The following is a 17,542-nucleotide window of genomic DNA, read 5'->3' as shown; positions in this document are numbered from 1 at the left end:
ACTATAGTACACTAAAATACCTTGCCTCAGGGTGAGAAAATACCATAGCCGTTACAGACGCTTCTGGCTCCATCATAAATCCTTCTGTTAATGAAATACCAATTTCTTCTGGATGAATTAAGCGAAATAATTTTTCTTGATCAGCAAGTTCTGGGCATGCTGGATAACCAAATGACACGCGTATTCCTCTATATTTTGTGCGGAATCTCTCTTCCATCGTCAGTTCAGGTGAATCTGGAATTCCCCAACGATCACGAATGAGCATATGTGTTTTTTCAGCAAGTCCTTCTGCTAATTCAAGCGCTAACGACTGAATCGCATGACTGCGTAAATAATCTCCCTTCGCCTTCCATTCCTCTGCAATATCTCGAACCCCTTCTCCAACGGTAACAGATAAGAAAGCGACATAATCCATCTCATCTCCAATCGGTCGTATATAATCTCCTAAAGTACGGTATGGTGCTTTCCCTTGTCTCGGAAATTCAAATCGCTCTATGATACGTGTGTGATCTTCCGGATCGTATATAATTATATTTTGTCCATCACTTTGCGCCGGGAAAAATTGATACACCGCTTTTGGGCGTAACCAAGATTGTCCTTCTTGTAATAATTCATCAATTAAATCATTTAGCTCATGTGCTCTTTTATCCCCTTCTTGCAAGAGTTTTTTTACGTTTCCTTTTAACCCAAGATGGTGTCCAATTAACATTTGTCTATTTAAAAACGGTGCAAGATGAAGGGTAGGAATATCCCGTAATACAACTCGTTTCGTCGAATCTGGTATCATAACAGTTGCTTTTGGCAACGGCTCAATAACTGCGGGAATTTCTATTTTTTTCTCCTCTTGTTTCACAATATGAAGATGGCGTTCCTTTTTATCTTGCTTCATCTTTTCACGTTCTTCTTCTTTTTGTAATTTGTTAATAATATCAAGACCTGTCATCGCATCACTTGCATAACAGACGAGCCCTTTATATGATGGCGAAATACGATTATCTGTAAACTTTCTCGTTAACGCTGCACCACCTACAACAATTGGAATATCAATATTCGCTGCTTTTAAATCTTCGGCAGTCGTTACCATTTGTTGTGCGGATTTTACTAACAAACCAGAAAGACCAATAATATCTGGTTTCTTTTCTTGTACTTCTTGAACAATTCGATCCGAACGAACATTAATTCCTAAATTAATAATTTCATATCCGTTATTTGATAAAATAATTTCAACGAGATTTTTCCCAATATCATGTACGTCACCTTTTACAGTCGCTAATAATACTCTCCCTTTTTTGGCACTATCACTAGATTCCATATGTGGCTCTAAATAACTTACGGCAGCTTTCATACTTTCAGCACTTTGTAATACTTCAGCAACGATAAGCTCATTACCATTAAATAATCGCCCCACCTCATCCATTCCTGTCATAAGCGGCCCGTTAATAATATCCAGAGGTTTTCGTCCTTCTGTAAGCGCGAGACTTAGATCTTCTTGTAGTCCTTGCTTCGTACCTTCTACAATATAGTTTGCCAGTCGTTCATCAAGTGTTAGCGTTTCTTGTATAACGACATCTTTCTTTTTGGCAACACGATAAAAGTTTGTAAATTTTTCTAACGTCTCTTTCGTCGTTTTAAATAATAATGCATCTGCCATACGTTTTTCTTCCTCTGGAATTGACGCATAGCGCTCTAATTTTTCCGTGTTAACAATCGCATAATCTAATCCTGCTTTCGTTGCATGGTATAGAAAGACAGAGTTTAATACTTCACGTCCAGCTGGTGGTAAACCAAAAGATATGTTACTCACACCTAGAATCGTTAAACATTCTGGTAACGCTTCTTTAATAAGACGAATTCCTTCTATAGTCGCTGCTGCTGAACCTATATATTCTTCATCACCTGTTCCTACAGGAAACACAAGCGCATCAAAAATAATATCAGATGGGCGTATACCATACCTTTTCGTTAGTAATTCATAGCTTCTTTTAGCAATCTCTATCTTTCTTTCTGCACTAACTGCCATACCATCTTCATCAATTGTCCCTACAACTATCGCAGCACCGTATTTCCGAAGAAGGGGTGTCACTTTTTCAAAACGTTCTTCTCCATCCTCTAAATTAATAGAATTGATAACACCTTTTCCTTGAATATAAGTAAGAGCTTTCGCCATAACATTTTCATCTGTTGAATCAATCATAATCGGTACTTTTAACACTTTCGTAACTTCTGCCAAGAATCTTTCCATATCTTCTATTTCATCACGATCAGGGTCTGCCATACAAATATCAATAATATGAGCATTTTTCTTCACTTGCGCTCTTGCCACTTCAGCAGCCTCTTCAAATTTCCCTTCTGCTACTAATCTTTTAAACTTACGCGATCCAATTACATTCGTCCTTTCTCCAACAAATAAAGGCCTCATAGAATCATCGTATTGCAACGCTTCTAGTCCACTAATTCCATGTCCAACCCTTTCATGATGCTCACGAGGATTAATCGAGGCAAGCGCCGATTTCATTACACGTATATGTTCTGGTGTTGTGCCACAACAACCACCAATAATATTAATCCATCCTTCTTCAGCAAAACGTTTTACTTTTTCAGCAAGTGACGCTGGAGATTCGTGATAATGCCCATCTTCATCAGGAAGACCAGCGTTTGGATAACACGAAATATAACACTCCGATAAATCAGATAGGGAACGTATATGTTCCCTCATAAATTCTGGACCAGTAGCACAGTTTAATCCAACCGATAATGGCTTCATATGCTCTACCGATAAATAAAAGGCTTCGATCGTTTGACCCGCTAAAGTCGTTCCCATCGGTTCAATTGTTCCAGAAATCATAATAGGTACTATTTTGTTTAGTTCTTCAAACGCCGATTGAATTCCAATGTACGCAGCTTTCACATTACGCATATCTTGACTCGTTTCAACGAGTAATACATCAACTTCTCCTCTTAATAGTCCTCTCGCTTGCCTTGTATAGGCTTCAATTAACTCTTCAAAAGTCACACCACCTGTAACACTAATCGCTTTCGTCGTTGGTCCCATCGCTCCCGCAACATACACTTCTTTCCCACTTTCTTTAACCGCTTGCTTCGCCAAAAGCGCTGCCCTTTCGTTTAACTCTTCATCTAAATGAGACAATGCATAATCACTTAATACAATATTTGTTGCACCAAACGTATTCGTTTCAATAATATCTGCACCAGCTTCAATGTAGACTTTATGAATATTTAAAATCACATCCGGTCTTGTTTTTACTAAATATTCATTACAACCTTCGTATTCTTCTCCTCCAAAATCTTCCGCTGTTAAGTCTTCTTGCTGGATCATCGTTCCCATTGCACCATCTAATATTAAAATTTCATGTTGTAATCTCTCTTCTATTCGTTTCATCAATTAATACCCTCTTTCACTTCTTGCTTTTCTCTCACATATTTCACGAGATGTTCTGTAATTTCATATTTTAAAAACGGCGTAATAAGATAAATACCGTTAAAATATTTCATTGCCGCATCAATCAACTCTTGTGAAATACGAATTCCTTCCTCGATAGCAGCCTCTTTCGTTTCATGTCCATCCATTCTTTGTCTTATCTCTTCAGGGAGCGTAATACCCGGTACTTCAAAATGAAGAAAATCTGCATTCCGCTTACTTACTAACGGCATAATTCCAATAAAGATAGGTTGTTCCAAATGCTTTGTCGCTTCATATACTTCTTTAATTAAAGCTACATCATAAATTGGCTGAGTTAAGAAATATTCTGCTCCAGCATCAATTTTTCGTTCCATTCGCTTTACCGCTGCTTTTAAATGCCTTACATGAGGATTGAATGCCCCTCCGACAGAAAATCTTGTTGCCGGACCAATTGATTTCCCTAAAATAGAGCGACCGTCGTTCATCTCTTTAATCATTTTAATGAGCTCTATAGATGACAAATCATATACAGAAGTTGCACCTGGAAAATCACCAACGCGCGCTGGATCACCAGTTAAAGCTAGCACTTCCTCCATACCTAATGCTGATAATCCAAGCAAGTGAGACTGTAGTCCAATGACGTTATGGTCTCTACACGTTAAGTGCGTCAATACTGGAATATCATGCTTCGTTAATAATGCACCCATAGCCATATTCGAAACGCGAGGAGATGCTAATGAATTATCTGCTAGGGTAATAGCATCCGCTCCAGCCCTTTTCAGTGCTCTTGCCCCTTCAAAAAATCGCTGCGTGTCTAACGTTTTCGGTGGATCTAATTCCACTACAACTGTCGTTTGTTTCTTTGCCTTTTCTGCGAGAGTGACATGAGCTCTCGAACGCTTCTCCTGTGTATGGACCACTTTAGGCCTTTGAATCGTCTCCTTTGCTATTACAGGTGCAACATTTGCGATAGCACGTTTCATTCCTTCAATATGTTCCGGGGTAGTACCACAACAACCACCTAATAAACGAATACCTTGTTCAATAAAGTTTGGTGTCATCTCTTCAAAATACGCTGGACTTCCCTCATATACGTAACGCCCTTCCACATAATTCGGGAGACCTGCATTCGGATATGCTGATAAATAGCCATTTTGAGGAATCGATATCATCTTGAAAGCTTCCGTCATATGAAGTGGCCCTAGTTGACAGTTCAATCCAACAACATTGGCACCGTAATCCAAAAGCTGTTTTAATACTTCATTGACATCATTCCCATTTTGAGTCGTACCTGCCTCATGTAACGCTAACTGAGCAACAATCGGAATATTCGTTTGTTTACGCAATACTTTAACGGCATGCAATAATTCAAATTCATCATAAAAAGTTTCTAATAGTAATCCATCAACCTGTTCTTCTAGTAAAGCACCTGCCTGCTCAAGTAACATAAATTCTCGCTCTATATCAGTCGTTGTAACAGCACCAATATGTTTCATACCTCCAATTGTCCCTAAAATTGCATTCCGCTCTGTTACTGATGCTTTCGCAATATTCACTGCCGCTTTATTAATTTGGACAACTTGATTTTCTAGACCATACATGCGGAGTTTCGCTTCATTCGCACCATACGTATTCGTTTGAATAACATCCGCTCCAGCAGCTACATATTGTTTATGGATCGATATAATTAAGTCCGGATCAGACAAATTCAATTCTTCAAAACTACTTTGTAAACCATGTGAATGTAATAACGTTCCAACCGCACCATCACCTATTACAATTCCTTTTGATAATAAATCTAGTAATTTCACGAATCTCCCTCATTTCTATCAATATAAAAACCCCCTCTTCACTTTGAAGAGGGGGACATAATTGTTCCTCCTCTTATTATGCAAAACACACGTTTTGCAGGTTTTAGCACCGTTTCAAACATTTAGTTTGAAGGTTGCTGGGTTTCACAGGGCCTTTCCCTCCACCGCTCTCAATAAGAGTTTGTCTTTATTATTTTATTTATGTAGCTAAAAGGAAATACGTTCCCCTTTTAACAATGTTTGTTAATTTTTTATAAATTTAGCATGCACTAAAATAAAAGTCAATGACACTTGCGGAAAAATAAAAATTATTTAAAATAAAGTTGCAATTCAATTATCTTTTGTTGTAAAGTTAAAAACATAATAAAAATTTCATACGCACATTCTTATCTAGAGAGGTAGAGGGACTGGCCCTATGACGCCTCAGCAACCATTAACATTCATTCGTTAATAAGGTGCTAATTCCAGCAAATTGTTAAAGATTTGACAGATGAGAAGAAGACTCTATTCAATCCGAAAGCCTTCTTCTTAGAAGGCTTTTTTTATTTTCACTTAGTCGTTCACTTTAAAAAGGGGGAATTTTCACATGTCAACAATCGAAACAAAACTAGCACAAATCGGGAACCGTAGCGAAGCTACAACAGGAACTGTTAATCCACCTGTTTATTTCTCAACTGCTTATCGTCACGAAGGAATTGGTAAATCTACTGGCTTTGACTATTCAAGAACTGGAAATCCGACTCGCGGTCTTTTAGAACAGGCAATTGCAGACTTAGAAAGCGGTGAACAAGGGTATGCCTGTAGTTCAGGAATGGCGGCTGTTCTCCTTGTCCTTTCACTATTCCGTTCCGGAGATGAGCTTATCGTATCCGAAGACTTATACGGAGGAACATATCGTCTATTTTCCGAACATGAAGACAAGTGGAATATTCGATGTAGATACGTAGATACACAATCTATTAAACAAATTGAGCAAGCAATCACATCTCAAACGAAGGCTATTTTCATAGAAACACCGACTAATCCATTAATGCAAGTAACTGATATCGTAAGTGTAGCAAGTGTAGCGAAAAGGCACGGACTACTTCTTATTGTAGATAACACGTTCTATACACCTTATATACAGCAACCATTAACAGAAGGTGCAAACATCGTCCTTCATAGCGCAACTAAATATTTAGGCGGACATAACGATGTACTAAGCGGACTTGTCGTTGCGAAAGGGAAATCTCTTTGCGAGGAGCTTGCTCATTATCATAATGCCTCTGGTGCTGTCTTAAGCCCGTTTGATTCATGGCTATTAATTCGAGGGATGAAAACTTTAGCACTCCGCATGAAACAGCATGAAGAAAATGCTCATGCAATTGTTGCTTATTTAAATGATGAAGATGGTGTGACAGATGTATTTTATCCAGGAAGAGGTGGTATGATTTCATTTCGCCTTCAAGATGAAACTTGGATTAATCCTTTCTTACAATCTTTATCCTTAATTACATTTGCTGAAAGTCTTGGCGGCGTCGAAAGTTTAATGACTTATCCAGCAACGCAAACTCATGCCGATATTCCAGAAGATATTCGAACAGCACGCGGTGTGTGTAATCGTCTTCTCCGTTTTTCAGTCGGCATCGAAAATAGCAATGATTTAATTCAAGACTTAAAGCAAGCAATTAAACTTGTAAAAGAAGGTGTAAAAATATGAGCTATTCCATAGATACGCTTTTACTGCATAATCAATACAAGCATGACTCACACACAGGAGCTGTTAACGTTCCCATCTATAACACATCAACATTTCATCAGTTTGATGTAGATGCTTTCGGAAAGTATGACTATAGTAGATCTGGAAATCCAACACGTGAAGCTCTTGAAGATATCATTGCTTTATTAGAAGGCGGGACAAAAGGATTTGCCTTTGCATCAGGCATTGCAGCCATTTCTACTGCATTTCTCCTTCTTTCACAAGGTGACCATGTTCTTATTTCAGAAGATGTATATGGAGGCACTTATCGAATTGTTACTGAAGTTCTCTCCCGTTATGGTGTTTCACATACATTTGTTGATATGACCAATGTGGAAGAAGTAAAAGAAAACATTAAACCAAATACGAAGCTCTTTTATGTAGAAACACCTTCTAACCCACTTTTAAAAGTGACAGATATTCGTGCTGTTTCTAATCTTGCAAAATCTATTGATGCTCTTACTTTTGTTGATAATACATTTTTGACACCACTATTTCAAAAGCCACTTGACCTTGGCGCCGATGTTGTTCTTCATAGTGCAACAAAATTTATTGCTGGTCATAGTGATGTCACCGCCGGATTGGCTGTCGTAAAAGATGAAGAGCTTGCTCAAAAGCTCGGCTTTCTACAAAACGCTTTTGGTGCTATTTTAGGACCGCAAGATTGTTCTCTCGTGCTTCGCGGCATTAAAACACTGCATGTACGTCTCGAACATTCAGCTGCAGGTGCCAACAAAATCGCACATTTTTTACAAGAGCACTCTAAAGTTCAAAATGTCTATTACCCTGGATTACAATCACATCTTGGTTATAGTATTCAACAAAATCAAGCAACATCGGCTGGGGCTGTTTTATCTTTCACCTTACAATCCGAAGATGCACTGCGCCAATTCTTATCAAAAGTTAAACTGCCCGTTTTTGCGGTTAGTCTAGGAGCTGTTGAATCTATTCTTTCATATCCAGCAAAAATGTCACATGCAGCCTTATCACAGGAAGCACGTGATGAAAGAGGTATTTCCAATTCATTACTCCGTTTATCGGTTGGTCTTGAAAATGTTAACGATTTAATATCCGATTTCGAAAATGCTCTTTCTTATGTAGAAGAACCTGTAAATGCATAGAGAGAAAAGAAGATATGAAATTAAGTTTTCATATCTTCTTTTTATGCTGTCTAGCATATTCATTTTAATGTTTTTTCTTTTTGTATCCTTCATTAAAAAATAAAAATATATCATCTATTTCCAAGTAATGGATTAATTGATATATTAAGAAATAAAAAAGGGGTAAAAATAATGGATACTTGTGCAGATATTTTAATCGTTATCGATTTACAAAATGGGGTATGTTATAGCGGAGAGCATTTATTTGATTTACAAAACTTGCTTACAAAAGTAAATAAAAGAATTTCTTCATACAGAAAATCAAATAAACCAATCATTTTTGTTCAACATTGTGATGATGATTTAGTACCCGAAAAAGAACTTTGGGCTATTCATACCGATCTAGATGTTCAAGAACAAGATTTTTTTGTAAGAAAAACACATGCAAATTCATTTTATAAAACAAACTTAAAAGAAATTTTAGATCAATTATCTGTACAGCGTATTGAATTTTGCGGTGCCCAAACAGAGTACTGCATGGATACTACGATTAAATTTGCTCATGGATTGGGATACGAAAACTTCATGGTACAGAAAGCAACCTCTACTTTGAATAATTCATTTATGTCTGCACAAGAGACGATTGATTTTTATGAAAATATATGGAACCACAGATTTTTAAAGTTGATAAAAAATGAACTCTAGAATAAATGACTAATGACTTGCTCATTCGAAGATTTATCAGTTACATCCAAACATTTCATTATCATCATAAAGAAGCTGATCATAATCAGCTTCTTTTCTTTTAACCTGTTATATATTCTATATATAACATTATGATTCCTTTGTCATATTATTTTAAAAATTTCGTATATTCATTTGAAAGAATAAGAAAATCATGATAAAATTGTGTTACGAATATATCTATATCTTCCAATTTTCAAAACGCATCAAAATTTTCACCCAAAAATGTCATTTTACAAAACTGTGCTAATTTATCTATTTTATTTACATCAGGGTCTCTTTTCTTACAATTTCTTTACTTTAGGACTCTTTTTCTGCAACAACTGTTTTCTTTTCTTTAATTTTTTGGTATGTATAGTATGGTATAACAGCTCACACGGAGGTGGAAAAGAACATGTTAGAAACCTTTCAAAAAGAAATAGAACTTTATGAAAGCAATGCAGAATTATTGAAAGTGCTTGCTCATCCTGTTCGCTTATGTATTGTAAAGGGATTAATTGAACGTGGCCCAAGCAACGTTTCTACAATGTACACAGGCTTAAACATGCCACAATCTACAATTTCACAGCATTTAGCAAAGTTAAAAAGTGCTAAAATCGTTTCTAGTGAAAGAAAAGGATTGGAAATTTACTACAAAGTAGAAAACGAAACAATTATTCAACTCGTTCGCGTATTATTAGGTTAGGGACCTATAGGCAGAGAAAAAGAACGTATTCTATATTTTTCATCTCATATCTTTAATATAAATATATATCATGAGAGGAAATATATAATACTACATAAGTCGTATTAAAAAACAAGACACAGAAAATACTGTGTCTTGTTTTTTTCATATTGTTAAATATTGATTCAAAAGTAAATTCTTCATATCTTTCGTGTGTATAACAACATCAAAGGCACTTCCTAAGCTTCCGTTCAAAATCATAGAACGAACTGCTCGATTTCGTTTTTGAGTTTCAGAAAAAGGGTTAGTATCTTGATGGCTAGCAAGCTGATCTAATATTCCTGCTGCTAACAAAAACTCTGATTGCTTCCTATGCCATATCGTATTCATTCCTTGTAGCTCAAAATTCATCTTCAACTCATCCCAATGAACATGCGTAGTTAGGTCCATTTCTCCTGGATATGCAAGAGGATTACGAATTAACTTGTGCTTATAATATCCTCTTAAACTTCCTTCACGATGTGCAGGATGCATCCATTCTTCTTTTGTATATCCATAATCAACTGTAATACATATACCTTTCTGAAACCATTTCGCAATCTCTTCTATATACTCTTCCATTGCAATAGGCACTTCAAAGCGCTGTCCCTCAGCAATATGAATGTTATATTTCAATAAGTAACGACCGACTCTTTTCTCTATCGGTCTAAATACTTCTGTAAGGTTTCCCTCATCTGTATACGTGATACGTACTTCATACAAAATTCCATTTCTTTTCTCAACTATCTCAACAGGAAACGCATCAAATAATTCATTCGAAAAAATAATTCCTTCGAAAGACTCTCCCATTTCAATATAAGATGTATAATACGACACATTATCAAATAAACAAAGCCTCTCCTGTTGTAGCCTTCTATGAAAAGGGCTCACTTCAATAATTGAATAGTTTAAATTGATAAAGGTTTCCGGAGATAATTGTTTCCATTCTTGTAAAATATCATAGGCAAACTTTCCTGTTCCCCCACCAATCTCACAAATATTTGGAAAAACTTCTCCCTTTTCAACAAGCCGAATAAAAAACTTAGCAAAAGTCTTCGCAAATACAGAAGATACATTGCTACTCGTAAAAAAATCTCCCTTTCTGCCAATTTTTTCACGTTCTCTCATATAATACCCATGTTCCTCTGCATATAATACGAGGTTCATATACGTACTATATGAAATCGAATGATCCTTTTCTTTTTCCATCCATTCTCTTAAAATGAGCTCCATCCCCATAATGACTCCTTATTGTAAAAATGGATTATTTTCTTTTTCAAAACCAATGCTTGTTTCTGGACCGTGTCCACATAGTACCGCTGTTTCATCTGGTAATACAAATAATTTCTCTTCAATACTTCCAATTAATTCAGCAAAACTTCCACCAGGTAAATCCGTTCTTCCAATACTCATTTGGAACAATACATCTCCAGAAAATACAGCATTCGCTTCTTTACTATAATAAGAAATACTTCCTGGAGAATGTCCTGGTGTCTCAAAAATTTCAAAACTAAAAGAACCGATCGTTAATGTACCCTCTTCGTCAATAATATGATCTGCTGGTTTTGCTGTAATACTGCGGTTCATCATAAAAATTTGCGAGCCATTCACAGTTGCATCACCTAACCAATCCGCTTCTTCTTTATGTACGTATACAGGAATATGAAAAGCGTCTCTCACCGCATCAACAGCACCGATATGATCGAAATGAGCATGTGTTAATAAAACCGCAAGTGGTTTTAACTGTGCTTCTTGTAAATATGTAACAAGTTTCTCTCCTTCATGGCCAGGATCAAAGATAATACACTCATTTTGATCATTCGTTAAAATATAAGCATTTGTTTGTAATGGGCCTAATGGCATTTGTATCCATTTCATATGAAAATCTCCTCCAGTTATTTAATTTACTTTTAATGATACAACATTTCTTTCTCTTAGGAAAAGAAGGGGTGTTATCTCGACAATCATTTTTAAAACATGTACAATATAAAAGAGTAAATATTCTAAAAACTCATCCTAAGGAATGAGTAGACAGAGGAGGATATTGTATGGGCCTTGTTATTATTTTTACGCTAGTCACTCTGTTAGCTGTATTTGCTACGCTTAGAACACTTCGCGAAAAAAACTTATTCGCGGGCGGCTTCGCTATTGCAACTGTACTTGTTTTCGGATGGTTTACAATCATGACTGTTCTATATAATGGGTACCCACCAACAGCTTAATCCATTTACATTTTTATTCTCCAACAAGATCTTGCATAAAAAGAGGAAGGGGGCCCCTTCCTCTTTTCATTATTCACAACTTATATCATCTTCGCCTCGTATTTGTGCTTTTTTACAAGCCACGCTCCTCCAATTACACCTGCATCATTACCAAGTATTGCAATTGCTAACTTTGTGCCCTTTACAGCACGAGAGAAAGCATATTGCTCGAAATAACGTTGAATTGGCTCTAATAGTGCGTCTCCAGCTTTAGATACGCCACCACCAATTACGATTTTCTCTGGGTTCAACGTACTAGCAAGGTTCGCTACAGCTAATCCTAAATAAGAAGCTACTTTTTCCACTACTTCACCTGCTAGTTCGTCACCTTGTCCAAGCGCTTCAAACACATCTTTTGATGTAATAAGCCCTTCTTCTGCTAACATAGAACGTAAAACACTTTCTTTATCTGTCTCTTGTATTTGTTGCATAGCAACACGCACAATACCTGTTGCAGAGGCTACCGTTTCTAAACAACCCGACTTCCCGCAATTACATGGAAAAGCGTTCTCTGTAACAACTGTAATATGTCCAATCTCACCAGCAGCACCGCTTATACCATGTACAATCTCACCATTGGCGATAACACCACCACCAACACCAGTGCCAAGTGTCATACAAATTAAATCTTTTGCTCCTTCACCAGCACCTTTCCACATTTCACCAAGCGCCGCTAAGTTTGCATCATTATCAATAACAACAGGTAATCCCGTTTCTACTTCTAGTAAATCTTTTAACGGATAGTTTTTCCATCCTAAATTAACCGCTTCATAAATCATTCCAGATGCCACATGTACAGGACCAGGAGCTCCCATACCAATACCAATTAGCTTGCTTTTTAATTCACCTAATTCTTCTAACTTTTTATCAATAGCTTTCGCTACATCAAGTGTAATATGTTTTCCTTGTTCATTTGTATTCGTAGGGATTTCCCACTTATGTAAAATTTCACCGTACACATTAATAAATGCTAATTTAATCGTTGTACCACCAAGGTCAACACCAACTAACCATTTCTCTTCCATGTTACGTACCTACCTTTATCTATTTCTTATTTATCTCTTTTTGAATTTCTTGCTTCAATAAAAATAAAGCGGTTTGATAGTCTTGTGGATCGATTAGCTGTGATTGATTTAATTCACGCAATTCATCTTGCATTAATTGTAAATCAGCGATTCGATCACCCGTATAAATAATCGTGCCAAATTTCTTTAGCAATTGCTGAATATCATAAATGGATATCATTTCATCACCCTTTATGCTCACTTACTATAAAAAAATTATAATAAGAAAACGTTCACATATTTTATTATAATCAAGAAGAAAAAGTCTCGTCAATTTTTATTTGTCTATACAAGCCCATTTATAACCATTGTTCCTTTTTCTGTAATAATTTTTTCTACATTTTTATCAAATGGCTCTACCGGAATATGTTTTACAATTTGAAAATCATAAGCTAATGATAGCGTTTTCCCTTTATAGTGCACGAGATAACGATCATAGTAGCCACCGCCATATCCAATCCGTTCTCCTCGCTGTGTATAAGCTACTCCTGGCACGATAAGAAGATCAATTTCACACGCATTCACTTCTTCCGTAAGTGCTGGAATCGGTTCACGTAAATTCATATATACTGTTTCTAATTGATTTAAATTACTAATTTGTCGAAAAGACATCGTTCTTGTCCCTTTATTACACTTCGGAACAACAATTTTCTTTCCTTCTTCCCAAGCTTTTTCGATAATAGGATATGTATTGACTTCTTGCTCCATCGAGAGAGTGATTCCAATTGTTTTAGCTTCAACCCACTCTTTTTGTCCATACACCGAAACTGCAATTTGTTCCGATAAAGTTGTATACTGTTCTTCAGATAAAGAATTCATGTGTTCTATTATTTGTTTGCGTAAACGTATTTTCTCTTCTTTCACACACTTTTCCCCCTTGCAGTGACACTTTACTCTACGAAGATAGTGTATCACTTTTACGTAGGAATCGCATAAAAAAAAGAAACAGTAGGAAAATATTCCTACTGCTTACTTTGTTTCACGGTGTAACGTAGACTTCTTGTCACGCTTGCAATACTTTTTAAGCTCGATACGCTCAGCGTTGTTACGTTTATTTTTCTTTGAGATATAGTTACGATCTCCGCATTCTGTACATGCTAGAGTAATATTCACACGCATTCTTATTTCCCTCCAGTCACTAATAACTTAAATCAGACTATACTATAATACCACTTTTAAAATAAAAATTCTACACCTTTTGATATTGTCTAATTTTTTCTATAAGATTTTTCATGTTTTCCCTTGCTATCACTGGGTTTCTAGCATGTGAATACACCAAAAATTTTGGTTGTTTTGTATCAGAAACGATATAAGACCACTCTTTTTCTGCATATTTGAACTGTATCCCTTCAAATATACCTTCTTCTTTTATTTCCATATCGGCCAATAATTTCCTCATTACTTTCCCTTTTTCCTTCCATGAACATACAACTTCATCATAAAGTAGATACAGTGGAGGTGATTGCTCTGCTATGCTAAGTAATGTTTTTCCTTGCAACGCTATTAATTCAAATAATTTTCCAATTCGATATAAAATATCTCGCTTCCATCTTATTTGAAAAGAGTTTTTTTCATTACGCATATAAAAGAGGAGATAACATTCCCCTAATTTCAAAGACATCGGGTAAACATTATCTGCTGATTCGAGTAATAAATCCGGAATATCTACTTCTTCAAAATCAGTTCCTTGGTAAATATTGCTGTGAGTGTCATATAATTCGAAGCGATTTCCATGTTCAGAAAACATAAGCGCCATATTTGCTTTACTCGATTTCATCAGAGCTTTCACATGATCTTTTTGTTCACTCGCATAAATCCATGTAACTGTGCATCCAAGCCTTTGTAGAAAGAGCATAAGTAAATGTTGTAACATATCATTTCTCTTATTAATAAGAAGATGAAACTTCTGTTTTTGTATCATTTCAATATCAATACGCTCTAGCACAGCTTCTACATAATTATTTACAGAAACGTGAACTAGCTTATTTCGCCCCATTTCTTTCTCACAAGCGTAATAAAACGACTCAGACATATATACTTGTTCTATCGCTTTTTGCTGCTTATACGTTAAAAATGAGCCCTCCTTACCATACAATTGTATAACAATCCCTCTTTCGCTTTCCACTTGAACGAAAACTCCACCTGCACATTGCAGATTGTGAATGGCATACTGAAAAAGCGACTCATTCATTTCTTTACATTCCATCGTATGAATCCCGCTGCCATGAATGGCATGGAGGAATAATTTTTTAAAGGAAGTTGTTTCTATATTTTCCTGACTTCCAATCAATATACTCTCTCCTTTGGCAAAAAGAGATCCATAAGCCATTGCAACTTTCACAATAAATTGAGGAGTAATTTCAACATTACCCCTTCCTACAATCCGGCTTTTTTGTAACCACCCTGCACTCTTTTCACTCTCTTTAACACCGGCAGAACCTACTATCGAATGACTATCTATCTCCTTATATGGCCATATTTTTCCTTTTTGCTTAATTACTGTACTTTTCCCTATATGACAATGGTCCGCTACAATACTTTTTTGAAAAAGTGTAACATCATCTTCGACCATTGTATGATCTCCTATTGTTGTTTCTAGCAACTCACAATTTTTTCCTATATGAGCGTTTGCAAAAATGATGCTTTTTTGCAAATGAGAATAACTTGAAACGATACTATTTTTCCCAATAATAGAGTACGGTTCAATTACAGCCCCCGCACCAATTATTACTCCTTCTCCAATAAAAGAAGGACCATGAATTTTCGTTCCTTTTCCTATCGTTACACCTTCTCCCATCCACACCATTGGTAATACTTCTGTATATGGAATAGGCACCTTCAATTTTTTCGTCAACAAATCGAATTGAGCTTGCCGATATTGATCAAATGTACCAATATCTAGCCAATAGTCTTCTGATAAATATGCAAATAAAGCATTTTTATTAGCCAATAACGGAAACACATCATGACTGAAATCCGAAAATTCCATGGATGGTATGTAAGAAAAGATTTCTGGCTCCATTATATAAATACCTGTATTTACAATATTAGAAACTACCTCATTCCAGCTCGGTTTTTCTATATATCGTATAATTTCTTGTTCTTTATTCATTACAACTAGCCCAAATGAGAGTGGGTTTTCTACTTCTTTCACAAACATCGTTACCATTCTCTTCTTCTGTTCATGAAATGCAATTCCTTCTGATAATTGAAAGTCAGTTAATGCATCCCCACTAATAACAACAAATGTTTCATCTAAAAAACTTTCCGCTTGCTTAATGCTCCCTGCTGTTCCAAGCGGAGGAGAATCTTCAAAATAATACAAGTTAACTCCCCACTTACTACCATCACCAAAGTATTGCTTAATGGCAGTACTCATATATTGAACTGTAATTGCAATTTCACGAATACCATGCTGACGTAATAATTCAATATTATATTCAAGAACTGGTTTTTCTAACAATGGTAACATCGGTTTTGGAGTATTACATGTTAATGGTCTAAGACGTCTCCCTTTTCCTCCAGCTAAAATAACCCCCTTCATATACTTCAGCCTCCACTTATATAATGTTCAAGAACTCCGTATATCATTTATCCCACATTAACTACAGGAAAAGTCCGTTTTGGTATGATCTAACAATCAGTGAGAGACAGCCCCACTAATTAAAGCCTCACTTTATGAATACATGTACCTTTTAACTCCCGATAAAAAAGAAAGCGCTTACCATTAACTTGGTAAAATAATTAATAAAACGTAACTAACACATATGTACTTATTTTTCCATTAATTATGATACATCTTATCATCATAGACTAAAGGAAACAACGAGCTTTTTTTGTCATGTTTTGACTAAAAAAAGCAGGTGATTTTTCATCACCTACTTTTTCCCCTACTCATTCAATAAATAATGCTTTCCTTTTACTAAATAAAATACATTCTCAGCAATATTTGTAACATGGTCTGCTACACGCTCAATATATCTTGCAACAAAGGATAGTTGTGTAATTTGTGTAATCGCTTCTGGTTGTCCAGGGACAGAGGAAATAAATTCACGAATCGCTTTCCCATAAATTTCATCAACTGAATCATCCATTTCAGCAATTTGTTTAGCAAAAGTTAAATTTTCTTGCTCATATGCTTCTAATGCTAAATTTAACATCTTATGAGCAATCTCAAACATTTCCTCAAGATTACGCAAGCTAACGACCACTTCTTTTTCACCAAGACGAATTGTTGATTTCGCAATATTAACAGCATGGTCTGCAATACGTTCTAAATCTGTCGCTGTTTTAATTGAAATGAAAATCCTTCTTAAATCACTTGCTACAGGCTGTTGCTTTGTAATAAGCATAAGCGCAAGGTCATTTATTTCCTCTTCTAAATTATCCATGCGATAATCCCCATCAATGACTTCTAACGCTTTCTCTACATCCCTGTTGTGAAGACCTTCCATAGCAATCAATAAAGCTTCCCTTGCTAACTCACCAAGCTCGATCACCTTTTGCTGTAACGTTTTTAAATCACATTGAAACTGTTCTCTTACCATCGTTTCTTCCCCCTCAATATTATGTGCCATTTTATATAAATCCCCTACCCAGCCTCTTGTACGTTTATTAAGCCTTGAGAAAAGAGAAATATTCTCCCCTATTAGAATGAGGTGAAAGTGAGAAATGCTCTCTGTTAAGAGGGCATTTACTCT

At 36.0% G+C, this 17,542-nt stretch carries 15 protein-coding genes and 2 riboswitches; of the genes, 5 read left to right on the top strand and 10 right to left on the bottom strand.

Going from position 1 to position 17,542, the window contains the following annotated elements; all coding sequences use genetic code 11:
• Nucleotide 1: 1 nt before the first annotated feature.
• Nucleotides 2-3,400 carry a methionine synthase gene (metH, locus tag MKX77_RS03635; RefSeq protein ID WP_341307927.1) on the bottom strand — a complete coding sequence of 1,133 codons (3,399 nt, stop codon included), beginning with the start codon at nucleotides 3,398-3,400 and terminating at the stop codon, nucleotides 2-4.
• Entirely contained in the window at nucleotides 3,400-5,232 is a 1,833-nt protein-coding gene (locus MKX77_RS03630; protein ID WP_341305852.1) for a bifunctional homocysteine S-methyltransferase/methylenetetrahydrofolate reductase, read from the bottom strand. Before MKX77_RS03630 ends, metH begins: the two co-directional genes overlap by 1 nt.
• Nucleotides 5,233-5,302: 70 nt before the next feature.
• A riboswitch (SAM riboswitch) is annotated at nucleotides 5,303-5,412 on the bottom strand.
• A gap of 203 nt (nucleotides 5,413-5,615) precedes the next feature.
• Nucleotides 5,616-5,729, top strand: a riboswitch (SAM riboswitch).
• 89 nt (nucleotides 5,730-5,818) lie between these two features.
• Between MKX77_RS03630 and metI the strand changes: the two genes are divergently transcribed.
• The 4 genes from metI (at nucleotide 5,819) to MKX77_RS03610 (ending at nucleotide 9,499) form a co-directional block, all read left to right on the top strand.
• Entirely contained in the window at nucleotides 5,819-6,931 is a 1,113-nt protein-coding gene (metI, locus tag MKX77_RS03625; protein ID WP_002160474.1) for a cystathionine gamma-synthase/O-acetylhomoserine thiolyase, read from the top strand.
• A complete protein-coding gene (metC, locus tag MKX77_RS03620; protein ID WP_002160473.1) occupies nucleotides 6,928-8,091 on the top strand; it encodes a cystathionine beta-lyase in 1,164 nt (387 codons plus the stop codon). Before metI ends, metC begins: the two co-directional genes overlap by 4 nt.
• Nucleotides 8,092-8,262: 171 nt before the next feature.
• The gene (locus MKX77_RS03615; protein WP_341305851.1) at nucleotides 8,263-8,775 is read left to right on the top strand and encodes a cysteine hydrolase family protein; all 513 of its coding nucleotides are present in this window, start codon (nucleotides 8,263-8,265) and stop codon (nucleotides 8,773-8,775) included.
• A 433-nt stretch (nucleotides 8,776-9,208) separates the two neighbouring features.
• Entirely contained in the window at nucleotides 9,209-9,499 is a 291-nt protein-coding gene (locus MKX77_RS03610) for an ArsR/SmtB family transcription factor (protein WP_000894375.1), read from the top strand.
• 144 nt (nucleotides 9,500-9,643) lie between these two features.
• Here MKX77_RS03610 and MKX77_RS03605 read toward each other — a convergent pair whose 3' ends face one another.
• Nucleotides 9,644-10,756 carry a class I SAM-dependent methyltransferase gene (locus tag MKX77_RS03605; protein ID WP_341305850.1) on the bottom strand — a complete coding sequence of 371 codons (1,113 nt, stop codon included), beginning with the start codon at nucleotides 10,754-10,756 and terminating at the stop codon, nucleotides 9,644-9,646.
• A gap of 9 nt (nucleotides 10,757-10,765) precedes the next feature.
• A complete protein-coding gene (locus MKX77_RS03600) occupies nucleotides 10,766-11,395 on the bottom strand; it encodes an MBL fold metallo-hydrolase (protein WP_002015137.1) in 630 nt (209 codons plus the stop codon).
• A gap of 170 nt (nucleotides 11,396-11,565) precedes the next feature.
• On the opposite strand from MKX77_RS03600, the gene MKX77_RS03595 reads away from it, so the two are divergent.
• Nucleotides 11,566-11,739 (top strand): DUF2759 domain-containing protein, encoded by a 174-nt coding sequence (locus tag MKX77_RS03595; RefSeq protein WP_002015138.1) that lies wholly within the window; start codon nucleotides 11,566-11,568, stop codon nucleotides 11,737-11,739.
• 80 nt (nucleotides 11,740-11,819) lie between these two features.
• Here MKX77_RS03595 and glcK read toward each other — a convergent pair whose 3' ends face one another.
• From glcK to phoU, 6 genes are all read right to left on the bottom strand, one after another.
• Nucleotides 11,820-12,803 (bottom strand): glucokinase, encoded by a 984-nt coding sequence (gene glcK, locus MKX77_RS03590; protein ID WP_341305849.1) that lies wholly within the window; start codon nucleotides 12,801-12,803, stop codon nucleotides 11,820-11,822.
• A 19-nt stretch (nucleotides 12,804-12,822) separates the two neighbouring features.
• Nucleotides 12,823-13,023, bottom strand: a complete 201-nt coding sequence (locus tag MKX77_RS03585) for a YqgQ family protein (RefSeq protein WP_002015140.1) — start codon at nucleotides 13,021-13,023, stop codon at nucleotides 12,823-12,825.
• A gap of 104 nt (nucleotides 13,024-13,127) precedes the next feature.
• Nucleotides 13,128-13,706, bottom strand: coding sequence for a 5-formyltetrahydrofolate cyclo-ligase (locus MKX77_RS03580; protein WP_215554200.1), 579 nt, complete (start codon nucleotides 13,704-13,706; stop codon nucleotides 13,128-13,130).
• Between the two features lie 105 nt (nucleotides 13,707-13,811).
• Nucleotides 13,812-13,961 (bottom strand): 50S ribosomal protein L33, encoded by a 150-nt coding sequence (gene rpmG, locus MKX77_RS03575; protein ID WP_001265616.1) that lies wholly within the window; start codon nucleotides 13,959-13,961, stop codon nucleotides 13,812-13,814.
• Nucleotides 13,962-14,031: 70 nt separating this feature from the next.
• Nucleotides 14,032-16,386, bottom strand: coding sequence for a sugar phosphate nucleotidyltransferase (locus tag MKX77_RS03570; protein WP_341305848.1), 2,355 nt, complete (start codon nucleotides 16,384-16,386; stop codon nucleotides 14,032-14,034).
• Between the two features lie 346 nt (nucleotides 16,387-16,732).
• Nucleotides 16,733-17,389 carry a phosphate signaling complex protein PhoU gene (phoU, locus tag MKX77_RS03565; RefSeq protein ID WP_002145720.1) on the bottom strand — a complete coding sequence of 219 codons (657 nt, stop codon included), beginning with the start codon at nucleotides 17,387-17,389 and terminating at the stop codon, nucleotides 16,733-16,735.
• Between the last annotated feature and the right edge of the window lie 153 nt (nucleotides 17,390-17,542).

The organism is Bacillus sp. FSL R9-9410, assembly GCF_038050385.1.
Taxonomy (GTDB): domain Bacteria; phylum Bacillota; class Bacilli; order Bacillales; family Bacillaceae_G; genus Bacillus_A; species Bacillus_A cereus_U.
This window is presented reverse-complemented; position numbering and strand designations above follow the sequence as displayed.

Bases quoted from the DNA above. Each gene is read 5' to 3' on its own strand.
- MKX77_RS03585 (WP_002015140.1), bottom strand. From the start codon at position 13,023: ATGATATCCATTTATGATATTCAGCAATTGCTAAAGAAATTTGGCACG.
- MKX77_RS03570 (WP_341305848.1), bottom strand. From the start codon at position 16,386: ATGAAGGGGGTTATTTTAGCTGGAGGAAAAGGGAGACGTCTTAGACCA.
- MKX77_RS03595 (WP_002015138.1), top strand. From the start codon at position 11,566: ATGGGCCTTGTTATTATTTTTACGCTAGTCACTCTGTTAGCTGTATTT.
- MKX77_RS03610 (WP_000894375.1), top strand. From the start codon at position 9,209: ATGTTAGAAACCTTTCAAAAAGAAATAGAACTTTATGAAAGCAATGCA.
- glcK (WP_341305849.1), bottom strand. From the start codon at position 12,803: ATGGAAGAGAAATGGTTAGTTGGTGTTGACCTTGGTGGTACAACGATT.
- MKX77_RS03615 (WP_341305851.1), top strand. From the start codon at position 8,263: ATGGATACTTGTGCAGATATTTTAATCGTTATCGATTTACAAAATGGG.
- MKX77_RS03600 (WP_002015137.1), bottom strand. From the start codon at position 11,395: ATGAAATGGATACAAATGCCATTAGGCCCATTACAAACAAATGCTTAT.
- metH (WP_341307927.1), bottom strand. From the start codon at position 3,400: ATGAAACGAATAGAAGAGAGATTACAACATGAAATTTTAATATTAGAT.
- metC (WP_002160473.1), top strand. From the start codon at position 6,928: ATGAGCTATTCCATAGATACGCTTTTACTGCATAATCAATACAAGCAT.
- rpmG (WP_001265616.1), bottom strand. From the start codon at position 13,961: ATGCGTGTGAATATTACTCTAGCATGTACAGAATGCGGAGATCGTAAC.
- metI (WP_002160474.1), top strand. From the start codon at position 5,819: ATGTCAACAATCGAAACAAAACTAGCACAAATCGGGAACCGTAGCGAA.
- phoU (WP_002145720.1), bottom strand. From the start codon at position 17,389: ATGGTAAGAGAACAGTTTCAATGTGATTTAAAAACGTTACAGCAAAAG.
- MKX77_RS03605 (WP_341305850.1), bottom strand. From the start codon at position 10,756: ATGGGGATGGAGCTCATTTTAAGAGAATGGATGGAAAAAGAAAAGGAT.